We start from the raw sequence: 17,951 nt of genomic DNA on the forward strand, positions 1-17,951 counted from the left end.
GTCGCCATGCCAACCGCAAAAAAACCGCGACGGCCGTGCAGGTAGAGCCGACCGTTGGTCGGCTGCTGTAAAAGTGAAGCCCGGCGTGAGCCGGGCTTCATGGCGCAGGGGAGAGAGACCGCGCCATCCAACAACGTACCGCGGTGTTGCGTATCGCGTATTACCAGGTGAAGCGCGGACCGACGAACCATTCCTTGTCGCCGCCCTTGGCCAGCTTCACTTCGCCGGCCAGGCCCCAGTTCTGGTTGAGCTTGGCCTGGGCGCCGACGCGGCCGTAGAACTCGCCGTCCGGGTTGATGCCGTGCTTCTTGCTGTAATCCTCGTAACCGGCCATCACGTAGCCTTCGAAGTTCGGGGTGAACGCGCTGCGCACGCCGACTTCGGTCGAGTAGCCGTTGAAGTCCAGGCCGTGCTTCGGATCGAACTTCTGGTAGGCAACGCGGGCGACCAGATCGGTGGTCGGGGCGATGCCGTAGTTGTAGCCGACACCGACCTTCCACTGGTCCACATCGTTGCTGCCGCGCTTGGTTTCCTGCGCGTTGTAGTCACCGAAGATGTGGAAGTTCGGCGCCACGGCGACCGAGCCCTTCACCGCCCAACCATCAGCGTCGCCGCCCTTGGCATCGGTGTTCACGTAGCCGCCTTCAACATAGTTGTACGACAGACCGTCGGTTGCCGACGCAGCGAACGGCAGTGCAGCCAGCAGACCCAGAGCAAGCAGGGAAGTCTTCATTTTCGGGGACACCTTTGTATTTTTTGGTTTTGTCCGCCAGCAGAGGGGAGGGGAAATCGCTGCTGGCGACAGGTGTGAATTATCCGTTAGTCACCCCAATTAGCCCTGAATATCAAACTGAGCAGTACATAAATACAAGGGCATTCCAGGGAACTTTGCCGACGCGATCTTAGCCATGACCCCATAGTTCGTGCGGATTGGACAAACTATGGGGGAGCGAGCCTGCACAGACTATGGGGGAGCGAACCCTAGCCTGAACGCGGGCTTGCTACTGCCCTAGGTTTGAGCAAGCTCCACATGGCTGGTCTGGCCGCTGCAGTGGTTTGCTCCATCGAGGCTCCTGATGAGTGGACGCGGCAGCTTCAATCATCGTTAGCAGCTTTCGTAGGCCACTTTGTCGCATAACGCGCTTTAGCGCGTCGCCGCGGTCGTCTTCTGCGCTTGGGTGGGCGACTTGCTTCGGACCGGCTATATGAGCGAACGACCAGTAGGACCACGATCACTACAGAAACCGGAAACGACAAGACGATGCCAGCAACGATGCTCATCTGAGCAAAGGTGCTCAAGTTCTCCATTTGCCTCTGCCTCAATGAGAGTGGTGCAGCCCAAATCAACGAAGGACCATGTTCGGTAGGCTTGGCAGGTGCCGAATTCATTTCGAGCAACCGCTACGCTAAAAAGGCGAGAGCAGGTAGCCTGGTCATTGCAAGGTATTCATTGCGAGTGACTGGAGACCGGACAACAGCTCCAGCCTCATAGCTCAGCCACTGACAATGTTACCGAAGGCAAAGGCGCACAACTGCGGGCGTTATAGCTACATCGTGAAGAAATAGCACACTCAACAGGTCAAACGCGCCACTTTTGCGGGCAGGGTGGCTGCATCGTCACTGAGTTCGTGGCGAAAATCGAACCATTACCAGTGAGCCTGTCGCTCTGACCAGTGATCCTCCCCGGCGGGCGGCGGGCGGCGGGCGGCGGGCGGGGATCCGCGAACCAGCTCAACTTGCACTTGATCTACGTCACTGTTCCTACTGAGCCAAATCTTGTGCACGTCGTCTCTTGGCCGAAAGCGGATATGCGGTCGTCGTGGGTGATTAGGGATCGTTATCATGGCTAGGGTGCTCACGATTCGTCTCTGAGTGGCGTGTAGGAGCTGGTTGGCACACCGGAAATCAGTAAACATACTGGCGAATAACCGGCAGTTGTGCGGATGCGCGTGGCGGGAGGCAAAAATAGACTCGATGTTCCCAAGTGGAGCTCGACATGTCATCTAAGCCGATGGGTATGGCAATAGGGACGGGGGATGTCCGGGGGCGCTCTCGAGAGGCGTTGCGGCTGACCGCGTTGGCATCCGCGTGCTTCATGAGCTACGCAACATTCGCGGCCCCGCCCCCGGACGATGGTTTGGAGCCTTTGCCGACGCTGTCGGGAACGACGCTGCTGACCGCACCGTCAGAGGGGGTTGGCTGTCAAGGCATCCAGACCACCCCCCGCGTGGTATCGCTGTGCGATGGAGCCGCTCACGAGCTACCCGATGCAACAATCCCCGGGACGACCTGGGACGTGGTCCGGGTGGGGTATGGCACCACGGCCACATTCAACGGTTACAACATCGTGGCCGAGATACCGACCGGCGGCGCGGGCTTCTTCAGCCCAATCACCGTGTTCAGTGGGCCAGATGGCGCCTATGCGGTCGCAACCGGCACGTTCACCAACACCACGATCTACATGGCACCCCAATCCCTGGCCAACGCCATCGCGACCACGGGGGGCGTGCTCAACCTGGGGGCGGGGACGGTAGTGGGCCTCAATCCCGCCAACACCTACTCGCCGACCATGACCCTCGCAGCGCTGACGGCGTTCGGAGGCGGTGTGGTCAACGCCAACGGCACGGTGGTCAACCTGCCCACCACGTTGGCCACCGCGTTCCAGATCACCAACTCCGGACCTGGGGGCGGTCTGCCGGGTCAAAGTGCTCTGGGCCAGATCAATGCGTCGAACATGACCGTCACGTTGGGCGATGGAATCGCTGGCACCGGCCGGACCCGTGGAGCGTTGGTCGGGGGCGAGGCCGAGTTGAACCTGACCGACAGCACGATTACCGCAGGCAGCTACTCGCTCGGCATCTACAACTACTTCGCCGGGTCCTACACAGGCGCCATCGCAGGCTCCCGATCAAATGTCCTCCGCAGCTCGATCACGCTCGGCAATGACAGCGTGGGGTGGTGGGGCAATGGCGCACTCGCACCGGCCCGCCTCACCGCCACCGACAGCCAGTTCAAGGTCGGCACCGGAAGCTGGGGCCTGTTCATGGCCACGGGCGCTGTCGGGCGCCTTACGAACACGACGGTTTCAGCGGGCGCGAACAGCTTTGGTGCCCTGATGCATGACGGCACCAGCCTGACCATCGATGGAACCAGTGCTATCACTGCGACCGGAGCAGGGTCTGTCGGCATTCGGAACGACTCTGGAGACGTCGTGTTTGGCCCGGGCACTCCGGACATCACGGGCGGTGATCTCGGCTTGAACGGCATCGCCGCAAGCACCTTCGAACTTCAGTCCGGGAGCACGCTTCGGGTAGGCGTCGGACAAAACGCGGCGACGGCCATCCAGTTGGATGCAAGCACGTTTACTGGTGCCGGGGGTTCGTCATTGGCCGTCTCGGCAAGTGGCTCAACGGGCACCGGCATCTCCCTCACCAATGCTGCTGTCTTCAACCATGCGGGCAGCATCGCCGTCTCCGGTCCCGGCACCGCTCTCTCGGCGAACGGCAGCGGCACGAGCGCAGTGCTGTCGGGTGGAGGGACTGCCAGCGGTGGTGGGGCGGGCGCCCCGGTAATCCAGGTCAGCGATGCAGCAACCCTGGACGCGACCAACGTGGTGGTGAACTCTGCGGCTACTGGTGCTGCCGTGCCTGCGCTGTTGCTCACGGGAGCAGATGCCTCAGTCCGGTTCGCCCGCGGGAGCCTGGGCAATGCCCAAGGCGGCACGGTGACCATAGACGGGACTGGGGCGTTGGTTGATCTAAGCGATACCCAGGTAGGTGGCAGTGGGCAATGGCTGGACGTGGGCCCCGCTGCCGGCGGCTCCGCGGCGGCCGATGGCATCCTGACCATCGCCCGCTCCACGCTGACAGGCTCCGCTCAGACTGCCCTTGGCAGCACGTCCTCAGTCACGCTCATCGACAGCACGTGGTTCCTCACCGGCTCGTCGGTGCTGACCGACCTGGTCAACGACCCCAGCGTGATCGATTTCGCTCCCCCTGTCGGCTCACCCACATTGGCCAGCAGCTACAAGACGCTTACCGTGAACCGCTATGCCGGCGATGGGACGCTGGCGATGAACGCTTGGCTCGCTGCCGATGACTCGCCCTCTGATCGCCTGGTCATCCTCGATGGCACAGGGACGGGGCCGGGCACCATCCAGGTGCGAAACACCGGCGGGGTAGGCGCGCTTACCGCCGCTGACGGCATCTTGTTGGTCCAAGCGATCAACGCGACCACAGCCGCTGACACATTCGCACTTTCGGCCCCGGTCGTGGCCGGGCCGTATGAGTATTTCCTTTACCGCGGAGGTGCCAGTGGCGTCGGCTCGGCCGACAACCAGAACAGCTGGTTCCTGCGGTCGACAATCGACTGCGCCGCCCCCGGTGCTCCGGTCCCGCCGTGCCCGGCACCGCCAGACCCTCCGCCCGTTCCGCCGCCGACACCCCCTATGCCACCGGTGCCACCGACGCCTGCATATCGGCAAGAGGTGTCGCTTGCCGCCGCCTTGCCGGTCATGTCCGCGCTGTATGGCCGGGCGCTGGTGGACACCCTGCACGAGCGCGTCGGTGACCAACACCTGCTGAGGCAGCGCACCGATCTGGACGAAGACCGGACCGGCTTGAATGGCGCATGGGTGAGAGTGCTGGCCCACGACGGCGAGCGGGACGGCGGGAACCAGGGAATCTACGGAAACCGTGGCCCGGGCTTCGATTACCGATTCCAAGCGCTTCAAATCGGGCTGGACTTCTACCGCTCCATCGACTCGGAGGGCAACCGTCAGCACGCAGGTGGCTACCTGGCCTACGGCAAGGGCAAGGGAGACGTTCGCCACAACATCCTGGATCATGACTTCCACGCCGGCAGCGACGAGTTCGATGCCCGCACGATCGGCGCCTACTGGACCGGGTTCAACGCCCGCGGCGGCTACTTGGATGCCGTGGCCCAATACACGTCATATGACCTGCGCGCGCGATCGACACGGTTGCCCGACACCTTCACCAACGGCAATGGCACGGTTCTTTCGTTGGAGGGCGGGTGGCCCTTCGCCCTGGGTTCGGGTGACACCGCGGAAGATCTGACCGGTTGGAGAATCGGACCCCAGGCGCAGGTGATCTGGCAGCGCGTGGACGTCGACGACCTGGTCGATGACATCGCGCGCGTACGCTACAGTGACGGCGATTCCACGGTGGGCAGGTTGGGCATCCGGCTCAACCGCATCGGCAGTGGCCAGGGCCGCAACGGCGGCGCCCGGGCCAGCGATGCGTGGCTTCGCCTGAACGCCTGGCACGAGTTCAACGGATCGCCCAGGACAGAGTTCTCCAGCGCGACAGGGTATGTGCCTTTTACGGCTGATCTCGGCGACAGCTGGGGCGAGGTCGGCCTGGGGGGTACGTGGCAGGTAAGTGATACCGGCTACCTGTTCGCGGACGTGGATTACACGTGGAGCTTCAACGGCGCTGAGACATCTTGGAACAGCAAGGTGGGCATGCGTTGGAACTGGTGACGAAGACGGAGAGCGCATGTCGGGAGTTTGCAGCGCCGCTACCAAGCCCGCGTCGTGTTTGCCGTGGACATCAGGCGGCTCTGGACTTACAGCGATCGTCGCCTGAGGATGTCATACAAGAAGCAGTACCTCACCGCACTGCGCCTCGATGAAAACACCGGCTTTGATCGCACTTTTCTTCTCCATCTGCTTCAGCCTCGCCGGATCCATCGCCCCTTCGCATAAAAGCGCATGTTTATGTGATTGCCGAGATGACCCGCCGCACGTCCCGACTCTCACTCATCTGGCGGCTCCCCGCAGTGACGCAGGGATTAGCAATTGCCCCGCTGTGCAAAAGCGGGCGCTCTAGCTGCTACTTATGAGCGGCGGGGCCTGAGAGCCTGATCGACACGAAGGCCCCAACTTGGGGGCCTTCGTGTCTCAGCGGAAGCCTTCCACGCTTGGGTCGGCGGTGCGCCAAGTACCGACAAGGCTACGGGCAGTCTACTCAACAGCTAGGACACCCAGAGAGCCCCCAAGTCGCTGGGACGGTAGCAGAACACAACGGAGCGACGTCGGTTACTCGGGGAAAACAAGAGTGACCGAAAAGCGCCCTGTCCATCGACTGGCGTACTGCGGACGGTCCACGTTGTAGAACCCGCCTATGCCCAGGCTTACCGGGGTGTGCCCGAAGCGCAGAACCTTGGAAACGGTGGCGCCTAATGGAACGGTCCACGCATCGCCACTGGCGGCTTTCCAGTTGTAATTGGTCTCCGATGTGAAACTGAGCGACCAGCCATCGGGCAGGTTACGGGTAACGAAGGGCTGCACGCTGGTACTGCTGACATCGTCGCGGTCACTATCGCCACCAATCGACCAGATGTGGTTGGCCAGTGCGCCTACCGTCCACGATTTGGTCTTGTGGACGACGATAAACGCTGGTCCCAGTGAGTACTTTCCGGTGCCCAGACTGTTGTGTGAGGCAGTATCGAGCAACGCGGCGGCACCAAAACCGAACTCTGTGCCACCCGCCTCGGCGGCGGTCTTGGGGATGTAATATCCCTGCACGAACAAATCGCCGGTGCCGTGTTTGTCTTCGGGGAACTGGTTCCAGCTCAGCGGCAGTATAGGCCGTAGGATGAATTTGCCGTTCTCCCCAACGAAGGGTATCACTGGCTGGATCTTCAGCTGCTGGTTGTGAAAGTCCCCTCCCGGGCCCACCGAGCCCAGGTAGTTGTACTGGAAGGGTACGGAGATCAATGCCGCGCCGGGATCTGCTAGCTTGCGGGCGATGTCGTCGCTGGACGCTCCTACATCAGGAGCTGCACTCTGCGCGGCAGCTTCGGCGGCTAGGAGCACACAGCCGAGGACCATCAGCTTTGCTATGACGGTCATGAGAGGGTCTCCTGATTGGTGATGGCATAAGAAAGCTCGAGCGCCATAGAATCCGATCCTGGCAATGCTGGAGGGGTAGTTCTGCTATGCTCGCCTCGCTGCAGATGAGCGCAATTACTGCTTGGTGCCGTCCGGCGTCTTGATCACTTCGGGTGTGGTCCAGCGGCCGTCCAGCAACTCCGGCTTGGGACGGTAGTAGCGCATGAACATCACGAACGGTCCCTTGGGCGCGGGCAACCAATTGGCCTGCCTCTCCTTGCCGGGCGAATCCGCCTGGATGTAGATCGTCAGCCCACCGTCAGGATCCTTCTTCAATCCAGCCAGCATCGGCGAGTTGATCAGATAGCGGTTGATCGGATTCTTGACCAGCAGCTGCTGCGGCAGTCCGTACATGGTGACCGACCAGAAGGCATCCACGGGCGGCAGCTGGTCCTTGGCGAAGCGCAGGGTGTAGGCGCCTTTGCTGCCGTCCAGGGGCTGGCCTTCGGAATCCTTGTCCAGGATGGGGTACATCGCCTCTTCGCGGGAGTTCGCACCGATGCCCACCTGGGTCCCGGTCGCACGGGCGACGTAGTCATTTTTCAGGAAGTCCCGGCTACCGAACAGGGCATCGGTCCTGCCGCCCAGCGAGGCGCGCTTGTCATCGATCTGCTTCTGCCCTTCGGCCATGCCCTCCTTGAGCGCGGCCTGCATCGGCGGCGGCAGGCGGTTCGCATCAAAGGGCTTGCCCGGCTCGATACCCAGCGTGGCAAAGCGCTCGCGCAGGGCCGCCTCGCTTGGATGCGGCGGCTGCGCGAACTGCAGCAGGAACGCCAGCTGGTTGAAGAACTCCAGCGACGTCCGATCCTGCGCCGGCGGCGTGGGCGTGATCCATGCGATGGCGGGCGCCGGCGGCGGCGCTGGTGTCCCGGCGAAGGCTGACAACGGCTGCACCTTGTAGCCGGCCTGGATCTTCTTCACGTTCTCCAGGTCTGCTGCGTTGAAGAGCTGGGTGCGGCCAACCACGCTGACCAGGTCGGTCTCCGAGCGGATCACCTTGGTGATGCCCTTGGGCGCTTCCCCCTTCCAGCCCGGCCCGACGATCAGGAAGCTGCCGCCGTCATTGCCAGTCGTGCGGCTGCCGATGTAGTCGAAATTGAAGGTGTAAAGATCCATCAGCTGGAAGACGAAGTATCGATCCTTCGCCATCCTGGGCACGGTGATCACCACCGGCTCTGCCCGCAGATCCAGCATGGCAAAGGAGTAGGGGGTGTCCGAATTCGGCGTCACGAAGGCAGTGTCGTCCGGAGTGAACACGCGGGCGATGTTCAGGATGGCGTTGAACGGCCCCTTGTACTGCGGGTTGGAGGTGTTGACGTTGAACGCATAGACGGTCTTGTACGTGTCCACCATCGGGACACCGTAGACGTAGGCCTCGCGCGCGATGGTCCTGGCCTCTTCCAGCGCAGCAGTGTCTGCCGATGCAGCGGGAGCAGCAGGGGATGCGGCAGGGGCGTGACCTGCCGCGGCGTCGCGGTCCTTCTCATTGCCGGACGATCGCTCGCCGCAGGCGCTGAGCATCATGCCGCTGGCCAGGGCAAGCAGCATCCCGATTCCCGTAGCCGATCGAATTCGATGGTGGTACATGCATCTCTCCTTGAATCAGGGGGTCGGGGTCGGCACCGGCTGCAGGGGAGGCAGGTTCCACTTGCCTTCGATGGCGGCGCGGCTCGGGCCGTAAACACGCCCAACAGCACTGTAAGGACCGGCCGGCGCGGGAAGCCAGTTGCTCTCCTTTTCCTTCCCAGGCGAGACGTGGGCGACGTAGAGGGTCAGTCCGCCATCGGGGTCATATTTGAGCCCGGGGGTCCGGTCGCCGATGGAATACCGCTTCAGTTCATTGGCGTAGAGGAACCGGTCCGGCAAGGTATACAGCGTGACCGACCAGAAGAACTTCGCAGGCGGGATGGCATCCTTGCTGAAGTGGATCACCGAAGGAGTATTGCCGTCGCCTACATACCCGCCATACCACGCTTCCTCGATGGAGTTCCCATATAGTCCCTTCTCGGCGGCAATGGAACGGGTGAGGTAGTCGTCCTTCAGAACCGCGCGCGATCCAAACAGTCCGTTGGACGATAGCGTTGCCTTGGCCTTCTCGGCCATTGCGGCTTTCGCATCGGCTACGCCGGCATCGATCGCCGACAAGCGAGCCTGACTCAGGGACTTGGCGTCGAACGGTCGTCCTGGGCCGATCCCGATTTTCGCGAAACGCTCCATAAGGCCTGCTTCGCTCGGATTCGTCGGTTGTGTGAACTGCAGCAGGAAATTCAGATAGGCGATGAAATCGTGGGAATGGACCTTATCGGCGTCATAAGCGGGGAACTGAATCTCTGGCGGCGCCGAAGGGGCCTGCGTCTTCAGGTAGCTGCTCAAGGGCTGCAGCTTCATCCCTTCCTGGATCTTCTTGACGTTGCCGATGTCGTCGGGTCCGTTCAAGGCGGTGCGTGTGAGCGTCAATACTAGCGAGGTCTCCGAAGGAAAAACCTGCTTGATGCCAGCAGGCGTATCGCCCTGCCAGCCGGGCCCGGCGATCAGGTAGCTGGCGGCGCCGTTGCCGGTGGCGCGCGACCCGATGTAGGCAAAGTTGTAGGTGAACAGATCTACCCACTGCTGAACGTAGTAACGTCCTTCGGGCACCTTGGGCACCGTGACGACCCAAGGTTCAGCCCGCAAATCCAGCCAGGCCCAGGAATAGGGCGTGTCATTATTGGGCGTAACGACATCGTGGTTATCCGGCGTGTAGAGCTGCGAATAGTGCCTGAATTTGCCGAAGCCGCCGATGTATTCGGGCGCATCAGGCGAGGCCACTTGCTTGTAGAGCGTGTTGTAGTTCTCGAGCATCGCAAACGCATAGATGTAGGCATCTTTCGCGATCACGCGCGCCTCTGCCTCGTCCTGTTCGTCTGCCGCGGCCGATCGTGTATCTGGAGCCGTCGTCGGTTCCACTCGATTGGGCTGGCTCTCAGGCCGCTGGCATGCTGGAAGAAACAGGACTGACATCAGCAAGAGGGACGAACCACGAGGCATTGGGCGCATGGAAATGGGCTCGAGTAGGCGGGGTATGGTGATGAAAATTGTTGCTCGCAAGCGCAGCCGATGCTGGCGACACCAGTGCGGCTCTTTCCCGCGAGGCGCATGAGAGGGTGTATCTCCACTCTGTTCTCCCTGCCGCAGGGTTGGCAAGAGCGTATTCACTGTGTTCCGCTCAGTATTTTTACTGGTGCCAAGGGTTAAGCTCGGTGGCCTAGCTGGTCCGAGCTATTTTTCGTCGATCTGATCCACGACGTTCTACCCTTCGGTCCGAAGAAAAACTACCCCGAGAGCCTCGGCTTTACGCACGAGCTCAATAGTCCCGTGCACACCCAGCTCTTGCATCATCGCGTATTTGTGTGATTCGACCGTTCGGACCGAGAGTCCCAATTTATGCGCAATCTGCTTGGCACGAAGCCCGAGCGCTAGAAGCTCGAGCACACGCAGCTGCTTATCTGTCGGGATGTATTGCGTCGTGGATCCATGAATGATGGCCTGCGCGGCAACGCTTGCCGATACATATGTATTTCCGTTCAAGACCTCTTTAATGGCAAAGATCAGTTCCTCTCCGGCGGCGCTCTTGAGCACGAAGCCCCGTGCCCCCGCGCGGATGGCCCCGGCAGCCAGAGACGGCTCATCGTGCATGGTCAGGAACACGAAGGGAACTCTGCAGCCTCGCTCCAGAATCTCTTTCATTGCGTCGATTCCGCTAATGCCGGGCATGCTAATGTCTGCGACCACCACGTCTGGCGGGTCGCGCTCGACCGTCTCGATCAGCTTTTCCCCGTCGGATACCAACACAATTGATTCAAAGGAATTCATCAGCAGCCGCTCGATCCCCTGGGCCACCAAAGTGTGGTCATCTGCCAGCACCACACTTCTACCCCGACAGCGGGGTTTCTCAAGGAGAGCGAGATCCATGCATTTCACTCCTTCGACAATGGTGTTCGGGATTGCATGGATAAATGCCACTTCGAAGGCGCGGCTTATCCTTGCTCAGGAATCTGGATATTGGCTACGGAGCGGGTGAGGGCCTTGTGATTTAATCCATCGGGCGGCAACTTCCAGCCGTGCTCACGGAACAGATGTCTCGTTCTGTGATGCTTGCACGCTTCAGATGTGACAGGCGTGCGCGAATAAGGTGATGTGGCGATGTGGCGATGTGGCGATGTGGCGATGTGGCGCAGAGGTGGCCACTTCCAGCGCCTTCCCCATGGACAGATTGGCCCGCATGAAAGATCAAGGAGACGCCGTCAAGCAGTCCTCGCTGCATTTTGCTGTCCGGCTTCCTGCGGGACTTGCCCCGTCCAGAGCAGCGTTACTATTTCAATGGGGTGGCTTCCCAACAGAAGGCGGCTGGAAAAGTCCCTGACACATGCGAGCCGGTGAAGCGCTTCGCCCCGTCGCCAGCCCTTCCATGTCAGAGCCGTTCGGTCTTCGCTGGCGTAGACCTTGGCCTGCAACACTACTGTTGCTGGTAAACAGTCATACTGAGTTTGCGTCGCGCGACTGAATCCAGAGCCGGATACAGGCATGGGACGACATCTCACTCCCAGGAAATGCAGCTGCGCAATCACTTTAAGTCGACGATGACGACGGACGTCCTTCTATAAGCGGCTTCTGCTTCTGGCCGAAAGCGGACGCGAGGACGCAAGCCATATCTGAAAGTCACTTGGAGCGATAAGGACGCAGAACGCTCGATTCAAGTCGATGCCCCCACACTCGGGCTGAAAAGCGAAGTCACCCGCAATCTCCTTCACTACCTTCGCTCCTCATGGCGTACGTAGGAGAAACATGGACTGATACACGATAGATGCTGATCGAACAATCTGCCGGGTAGTCGCACTGTTCGCCGGCAACGATCGTTGAATCGCTCCATGCACCTGCTGCGGTGTGAGGCCCTCCTTAAGCTGTCGCACGGACTGATGAAAGGCAGCATTCACGCGATGGGGTGGAACGTCCCGATACAGCGTACGTTGCATGCGCAGCTGGGCGGAATAGCGGGCAACCTGACCGGGAAAACATTTGCTGTCGTAGCCACGAATCCCGCAAGTGCGAGCCAACTCCTGCATTGAGGGCAGGAGGCAAGCCGTGTCTGAAATCAACGCCTCGATTGTCTTGGAGAATGCTATCCACGCATCGGGAAGATTTGCGCGTCCAAGTGGGATGTCGACGGAATAGTGAACCCCTGGCAGCAGCGCAGATGCGCACTCTGCTGGTCTGAGCAACATGTCCAGCACAGAGACACACTGTCTCGCTGCCGCCCTGAGAAGGTCCCCCAAGTCTACTCGCCCAATGTTTGGTCGCAATCTCAATGTCGGAACATTGGCGTCGCGCCATACCATGTAGCGAACGAAATCCTCTCTATGCGTCTTGAGTGGCCGGTAACGTTGGTTCTTGGCCTCGCCAACATCGTCCACGGCTTGGACAAACGCTAACAGCCTGGATCTTTCCAGAACCCGAGCGGGGTCATCGGCGGTCCATTGGATTAGCTCTTCGACGCAGTGGTTTGTCCATTTCTCAGCACGGTTTGGAGGATCGAAGCGTGCGCCGACGGTGAGTGAGCCCTTGCATCCTGGACACACTAAGATGTTCACAGCTCTGAACCCAGAACTGCCGCAGTGTGGACAGGTGTTTTCAATTCTCGCTCCGTGCGTGGCACAGTGAGAGTACGCAGCGAAGCGCCAGATCAAACGCGAATATGGAAAATCATCTTCCTGGACGCTATCGACTAGACATCTTGGACACCACGATGCACCCTTGCAAAGCGTCGCTGACTTCCCTGAGACAAGCTCACCGATTCCTAGGAGCGTTCCCCCTAGAAGTGACTGACCGGTTAATCGTTCCAGCGCTTTCGCTCGCCTGCGCACTACAGGACCGGAGCCGGATAGCCTCGAGCAATCGTTGTAAGTGCCTGGCTCAGACCCTGATGCAGCATCGAGAAGAGCGATAAACGATGACCAAGGAACTGCGCACAGGGTCGTTAGTCGCAGGCAGTAGCTACTGAGGGACTCAGTGCCGGAGGTCCCAGCCCCAATGAGCTTTAGGGGTGGAAGCTTCGTCCAGTTTGGAATGTGAACTGTCATGCGCCGGCCGCACCGTCAGCGCTAGGCTCAATGTTCAAGTAGTCGGCTAGTGACGTTGTAGGCTTTGAGCTCGCAAGACGATTGAAATGATCGATGTCTCGCCAGAACGAGCTGTGGTTCTTTGGTGTGCCTGAAGCCGATTTGAGGTGGTCAGAAGTCAGCTTCGAGCATCCAGCTCTGCACCTCAGCTCATTTGCACGTCGGAGATATCTTACAGTTGGGCCGAATATTCCTCCTCCATTCAATGCAACCAGCTCCAGGTTGTCCTGAAGCAGAGTGGGATGGGATAACGGAAAGCCTGCGCCGATTGCCTTTACCAACGTCGCGTAGCCTACTAGGTCCTGCTGCATCTTCAGGTTGTACGGTCGCATGTAGACGATGTCCGAGCGGTTGAAGATTTCCTGAGCATCTTCATAGAGGGGAGAGGCCTCATGCGTACCGAACATGACCGCCGCGCAGCCGATCTCCTCGATGAGGGCCATGATTCCAAGCATGTAGTTGCGAGCACTCTGCGTCCTTGTGACTCGACAGATATTTGCGACTTCGTCGATGACTATGTACTTTAGGCCGCGAACCTTCGCCATTCTTTCAAAGGAGAGTCGGAGCTCTCTCTCCGCTCGACGCGATCGAACGTCTTGCCAGAAATGAGAGGACGCGCGTTCTTCAGCAGACTCGTCAAACCTGTGGGGACTGCCAAGATGGGAGTCAGGCTCTAGCCAACCTATCTCAGGTTCTGTGATCTCCTGATGGAGCCTCAAGGCAAAATCCTTGGGGTTGAACTTGTCGCCTTGGTTCAGGACAGCTCTTACTGAGATCAAGGGGATGCTGCCGATAGGCCAGTGCTTAGGTCGGCCTGCAAGCGATGGCATAAGACGACGTCGCAGCTCACTCTTGCCTGACCACGACGGGGCAACAAGCCATACGAACTCCCCGGGCCTCGCGCGTGCAATGGAGCCAAGCATCTCGCGCTCAGCTGTCACGAACCGTTCGTGTGGAATGAAGGGAAGTGACTCGTTACAGAGCAGATTGACCAACGGAAACTCAATGCTCATCGCGACTACCTTCGGTGACCAGGTCAGGAAGAGCACTGAAGTCAATCTTCAGACCGCCATCCGCTTTGAGCGGCTTTGATTTCCTAAGAGGAGGCGCACTGTTCTCACCCTTCCTTTGCTCTGCATCCAAAGAGCGCTGTCTTGCATTAGCCGCGCTGGTCCTTTCGTAGTTCTGCCTTTGGATGTCTTCCTTCCTAATCACCGTTTCCGGGCGAAGGAACTGATCCCACATTGCCTCGAACAATCGATCTTCAGGCGTGTAGTGGCCGATCTTGGTAACCTCAGAACACCACGCTTTGTAGCGCCTGGCGGTCGTCTGAATCCATACGAATGTTGTATCTTCTGGGTCCCGACGCGCCTCCAGAATCTTCTCAGAGGCTAGGCGGCTACAGAGTTCTGAATTTGTGTAGTTTCTTCCGCAGAAGCGGAATCCGCGCGTTGTCTCATAAGACGTTGACTTAAGCTTCACAGCGGTGCGGAAAAGCAGGTCGTCGTTCAAGACGATGGGGAGGCCTGAGTTAGGTGCCAAGCGGATGAGTTCTTCCATGCGCTCACCAGATCCGCAGTGATCTGCGCCAGGGAGCCGTGGGAGCAGGCCGTACAGGAGCTCATTGATCTCGGACTCGGTGGTCGAGAACTCCATTCGAGCGGTCGAGCGGCTCTTGAACTTTCCGTCGACGCTTCTTCCGGCCTGATCGGGCTTCGTGCTGCCGATCAACCGATGACTCACCATCGCATTGATCTGGCCTTGGATGGTCTCGCACTCAGAGTTATATCGGCTTCCGCCAGTCGGCGCCGTAAGAAATGTTACTCCAGGTATCTGGCAGACCTCACATCGGACGGACTTTAGGTCAGAGCCCCGATCGATCAGTATTGAATGAGGGAGCTTCTGGTGCTTTCGAACATAGTTCCGCAAGAGTATGAGAATTCCATCCCGCCTGGCTGGACCGAAGACAAACGCGTGCGCCATGACGTGTCCAGAAGCTTCGTCGCGTCCGCAATAGAGCAGCGGGCACTGGTCCTCCATGCCTTCTTGTCCTTGGATGAATGTTCTGTGGTCGATCTTTGTCGCATCAACGTGAAGCACGGAATGTACGGCCAGTGCGGATCCCGATCTTACGCGCGCGTCAGAGCGAGGCTTATTTGCCTGATATCGACGCTTTCCGCCAACCGCAAGATCGCGAACCGCTCGGGACGTGTTCTTCACTCGGCTTAGGAGCGCCTTATAACCGGGCGCAACTATGCCGAGCTTTTCACACTGGCCGACGAGCTCTCGATGTAGATCAGACTTGCTCGTCACCAAGCCACCTAGCCAGTGGGACTTGATTGTTTTGTTGAGAACCTCCGTTTGGGTGGACGTGAGGCGGCTTGACCTGTTCCCGGAGTTTGCATATTTGGTAAGCGCTTCTTGCAGCGGATTTCGCCCCTCCGCGCGTGCGGCCCTAACTTTCCTTTCCAGAGCCCGCATGCGGCGAGGCAAGGGCTCTCCACTTGCGATGACTCGGTCGAGCTTCTTGAGTCTTGCAACCGCTTTTTCCACGTCGGTTGAACTGGCGAGTGACATTGGATCGCTCGCGTCCAGATAGAGAGCGTCGATGCCTTTACTGAACTCCACACCGATGGCCAGCGCCTGTTCCGGATTAAGGCTAAGGTAGAAGTTCCGTACGTCTATGAGAGGCACATGTTCTATCGGGCCGAAAAGAAGCTTATCGGCGAGCAGGGCGGCGGCAATTCCGGCATTGAACCAAGCTATCTCTACCATCAACGTTGAGATGCTTTTAGGCCCTGCGGTGAGTCGCTTCTGGACTTCTATGAATCCCTCGCGGCGGGCGAGTGATAGCTCCTCATCCCAGCTCTGATAGATGAACTGCAGGTTCCGGAGGTAGCGGCTGTTGTATGGGGAGGTGGCCCGCACGACGTACGTAATTCCATGCGACTCCGCCCATCGCTCATACGCCAGGTTACGGTAATGGCTGCCATCCCGAATCCACTCATCTGGCTTCTTCTTAACCAGCGAATCAAGCTTGGTGATCGACTTGCACTCGACCACCTCAACATTCGACCTCCGAATCACGAAGAAATCTGCGTGTGCGGTGCTTATGTGGCGTCCTCGTCGTATGCCGTGACACCTGACTTGGCAGACATACGAAATTACGTCGGGGTCCAGCTCAAGCTCTAAGGCATATGTCTGCTCAACTGTGTGGCTTTCGAGCCGGCGTATTGCGCGACACTTCTTGGAACTGAAATCGACAATCACATTGTCTAGTGCATAGGCGCCGACGGTTCGCCCGGCACCATGGCCGTACAGGTCAAACGCGAATGCCCGGTCTTCTAAAGAAAGATCCAAGGTTCTTAGGTGGTTTTGCAGTTCATCTGGCGTCATCTAGGCCTCCCTTGGCTGGGCGAGGGCAATACCTCACCCTCCCGGCCGCGCGGGTACTTGAAAGAAGTACGGGACGGGGGTAGATTCAGCTCAGCGGATCCAAACGCTAGCTGCACACAAGCCCCGGCCTGCAAGCCGGGGTTTGTTGTTTCTACCCTAGTGGTTGAACTCAGCTCATCGCATGGGTGCTCTCCTGTACGGTCGCTGCGGAAATGAGGGCGAGCAGGTTATTGGGTCCTGCTTCTTGAGGCCACGAAGAGCCAGCGGGCGAGGGCTTGTGAAGGGACTACGCGACCTCGACGGCCGGGCATATGCACCACGTCAACGCCTAGGCGGCCTTGGACGGCGGCACGCCTTGCTGCCTCGAGACTGCGGAAGCCCAGGGCCTGCCAAGCATCGGCAATACGTACGTAGAGTCCAAACTCATCCACGATCGTCCCTAGCAGTTCATCCTCGGACTGGGATTGAAGTGCTGCTCTTGGTAGTGAAAGGGTGCTCATGCCACCGAAACATACGGAATCCACGGTCCGTTGCAAGCGATCTGGGTTCGGCAGGCCATTAGGAGCCATAAATGGTTATGGGCTCCATCAAATCAAAGGCTTACGCGTAACAGCCGACGCCTTCGGGATGGCGCCTTTTGTGGCCTTACTTTGCAGATTGCGCGGACAGCTTCCCTGCCGGCGAGAAGTGGTGGGGCCAGTCCATTACGTGTGCTAGGTGTCCACAGAAGCTTGGGCGGCTCAGTCCTATGGATGAGTACTAGCGATTGGCCAGATAGCGAGCTAGCCAACGCTTGCGCTAATAGCGCCCGTCGATCAGGTGCCCGCGATCGTCTTCGTACTCCTCAGCTTCATTGCCGGCAGCCTCAGCCGCTTGCAAAGCGGCTTCCTGTGCTTGTTTATCGGCGTACTCCTGGCGATTCTCGACGAAGGCTTCGCATCCTTCGATGAAGGGCTGAGAGTTGCCGCCACACTCCGACGTGTCAGAGATGTCGTTTGCCTGTGCCCACGCAAAGCCGGCTTCATGACCTGAGCAATCTTGCGTGCAAGTATAGTTGCCGCTGTCTTCTATGGCGTAAGGATCAACACTGCTGAGATCAGCCCCCGTACCTTCACTGTCGGCCCCGTACTCTTCGTATGTCGCTTGCGTTGCATCCTCTGCCGCGGCAGCTGCCACCTCTGCATCAGCTTCGTAATCGTTGTAGTCGCCGTGGCGTCCGCAGGCGGTGAGAAGCACGTAGGTGGCAAGCATTACTTGAAGCCGGCTCACACTTGCTCCCTTGTTCACTTGTGAATGAAAGAAGCCGAAATGGGGGCATTGATCGAGAGCACTTGGCACGAGCTGAGCCAAAGGCGCGCGGTCAACTCGACTTCAACAACAGTGAGAATAGGTTGGATGTCACACCAGCCCCCCGTCAGTTACGGTGAAACTGTTGGGGTAGACAGGCAAGAGTGATGTCGCCACGGGAGCGAGACGAGAGCATG

General features: G+C 59.4%; 9 protein-coding genes. 1 reads left to right on the top strand and 8 read right to left on the bottom strand.

Going from position 1 to position 17,951, the window contains the following annotated elements; translation table 11 throughout:
- Positions 1-160: 160 nt before the first annotated feature.
- Positions 161-733: an Ax21 family protein gene (locus ABE422_RS05130; protein WP_313212642.1), complete on the bottom strand. Its 573-nt coding sequence runs from the start codon at positions 731-733 to the stop codon at positions 161-163.
- A 1,263-nt stretch (positions 734-1,996) separates the two neighbouring features.
- Between ABE422_RS05130 and ABE422_RS05135 the strand changes: the two genes are divergently transcribed.
- Positions 1,997-5,503, top strand: a complete 3,507-nt coding sequence (locus ABE422_RS05135; protein WP_346465370.1) for an autotransporter outer membrane beta-barrel domain-containing protein — start codon at positions 1,997-1,999, stop codon at positions 5,501-5,503.
- Between the two features lie 558 nt (positions 5,504-6,061).
- Here the strand turns inward: ABE422_RS05135 and ABE422_RS05140 are convergent.
- The 7 genes from ABE422_RS05140 to ABE422_RS05170 all read right to left on the bottom strand — a co-directional run bounded on the left by ABE422_RS05140 (position 6,062) and on the right by ABE422_RS05170 (position 17,718).
- Entirely contained in the window at positions 6,062-6,877 is an 816-nt protein-coding gene (locus ABE422_RS05140) for a hypothetical protein (RefSeq protein WP_346465372.1), read from the bottom strand.
- Between the two features lie 114 nt (positions 6,878-6,991).
- Positions 6,992-8,464, bottom strand: a complete 1,473-nt coding sequence (locus ABE422_RS05145) for a DUF1254 domain-containing protein (RefSeq protein WP_346465373.1) — start codon at positions 8,462-8,464, stop codon at positions 6,992-6,994.
- A 54-nt stretch (positions 8,465-8,518) separates the two neighbouring features.
- Positions 8,519-9,793, bottom strand: coding sequence for a DUF1254 domain-containing protein (locus tag ABE422_RS05150; protein WP_346478513.1), 1,275 nt, complete (start codon positions 9,791-9,793; stop codon positions 8,519-8,521).
- A 411-nt stretch (positions 9,794-10,204) separates the two neighbouring features.
- Complete coding sequence (locus ABE422_RS05155; RefSeq protein WP_346465377.1) at positions 10,205-10,867, bottom strand: response regulator transcription factor; 663 nt, start codon at positions 10,865-10,867, stop codon at positions 10,205-10,207.
- 2,161 nt (positions 10,868-13,028) lie between these two features.
- Positions 13,029-14,084 carry a hypothetical protein gene (locus ABE422_RS05160; protein WP_346465379.1) on the bottom strand — a complete coding sequence of 352 codons (1,056 nt, stop codon included), beginning with the start codon at positions 14,082-14,084 and terminating at the stop codon, positions 13,029-13,031.
- Complete coding sequence (locus ABE422_RS05165; protein WP_346465381.1) at positions 14,074-16,467, bottom strand: hypothetical protein; 2,394 nt, start codon at positions 16,465-16,467, stop codon at positions 14,074-14,076. The genes ABE422_RS05160 and ABE422_RS05165 overlap by 11 nt, the downstream gene beginning before the upstream one ends.
- 798 nt (positions 16,468-17,265) lie before the next feature.
- The gene (locus tag ABE422_RS05170) at positions 17,266-17,718 is read right to left on the bottom strand and encodes a hypothetical protein (protein ID WP_346465383.1); all 453 of its coding nucleotides are present in this window, start codon (positions 17,716-17,718) and stop codon (positions 17,266-17,268) included.
- Positions 17,719-17,951: the final 233 nt, after the last annotated feature.

The organism is Stenotrophomonas sp. TWI1151, assembly GCF_039673135.1.
Lineage (GTDB): Bacteria > Pseudomonadota > Gammaproteobacteria > Xanthomonadales > Xanthomonadaceae > Stenotrophomonas.

Bases quoted from the DNA above. Each gene is read 5' to 3' on its own strand.
- ABE422_RS05130 (WP_313212642.1), bottom strand. From the start codon at position 733: ATGAAGACTTCCCTGCTTGCTCTGGGTCTGCTGGCTGCACTGCCGTTC.
- ABE422_RS05135 (WP_346465370.1), top strand. From the start codon at position 1,997: ATGTCATCTAAGCCGATGGGTATGGCAATAGGGACGGGGGATGTCCGG.
- ABE422_RS05140 (WP_346465372.1), bottom strand. From the start codon at position 6,877: ATGACCGTCATAGCAAAGCTGATGGTCCTCGGCTGTGTGCTCCTAGCC.
- ABE422_RS05145 (WP_346465373.1), bottom strand. From the start codon at position 8,464: ATGCTGCTTGCCCTGGCCAGCGGCATGATGCTCAGCGCCTGCGGCGAG.
- ABE422_RS05155 (WP_346465377.1), bottom strand. From the start codon at position 10,867: ATGGATCTCGCTCTCCTTGAGAAACCCCGCTGTCGGGGTAGAAGTGTG.
- ABE422_RS05160 (WP_346465379.1), bottom strand. From the start codon at position 14,084: ATGAGCATTGAGTTTCCGTTGGTCAATCTGCTCTGTAACGAGTCACTT.
- ABE422_RS05165 (WP_346465381.1), bottom strand. From the start codon at position 16,467: ATGACGCCAGATGAACTGCAAAACCACCTAAGAACCTTGGATCTTTCT.
- ABE422_RS05170 (WP_346465383.1), bottom strand. From the start codon at position 17,718: ATGCTTGCCACCTACGTGCTTCTCACCGCCTGCGGACGCCACGGCGAC.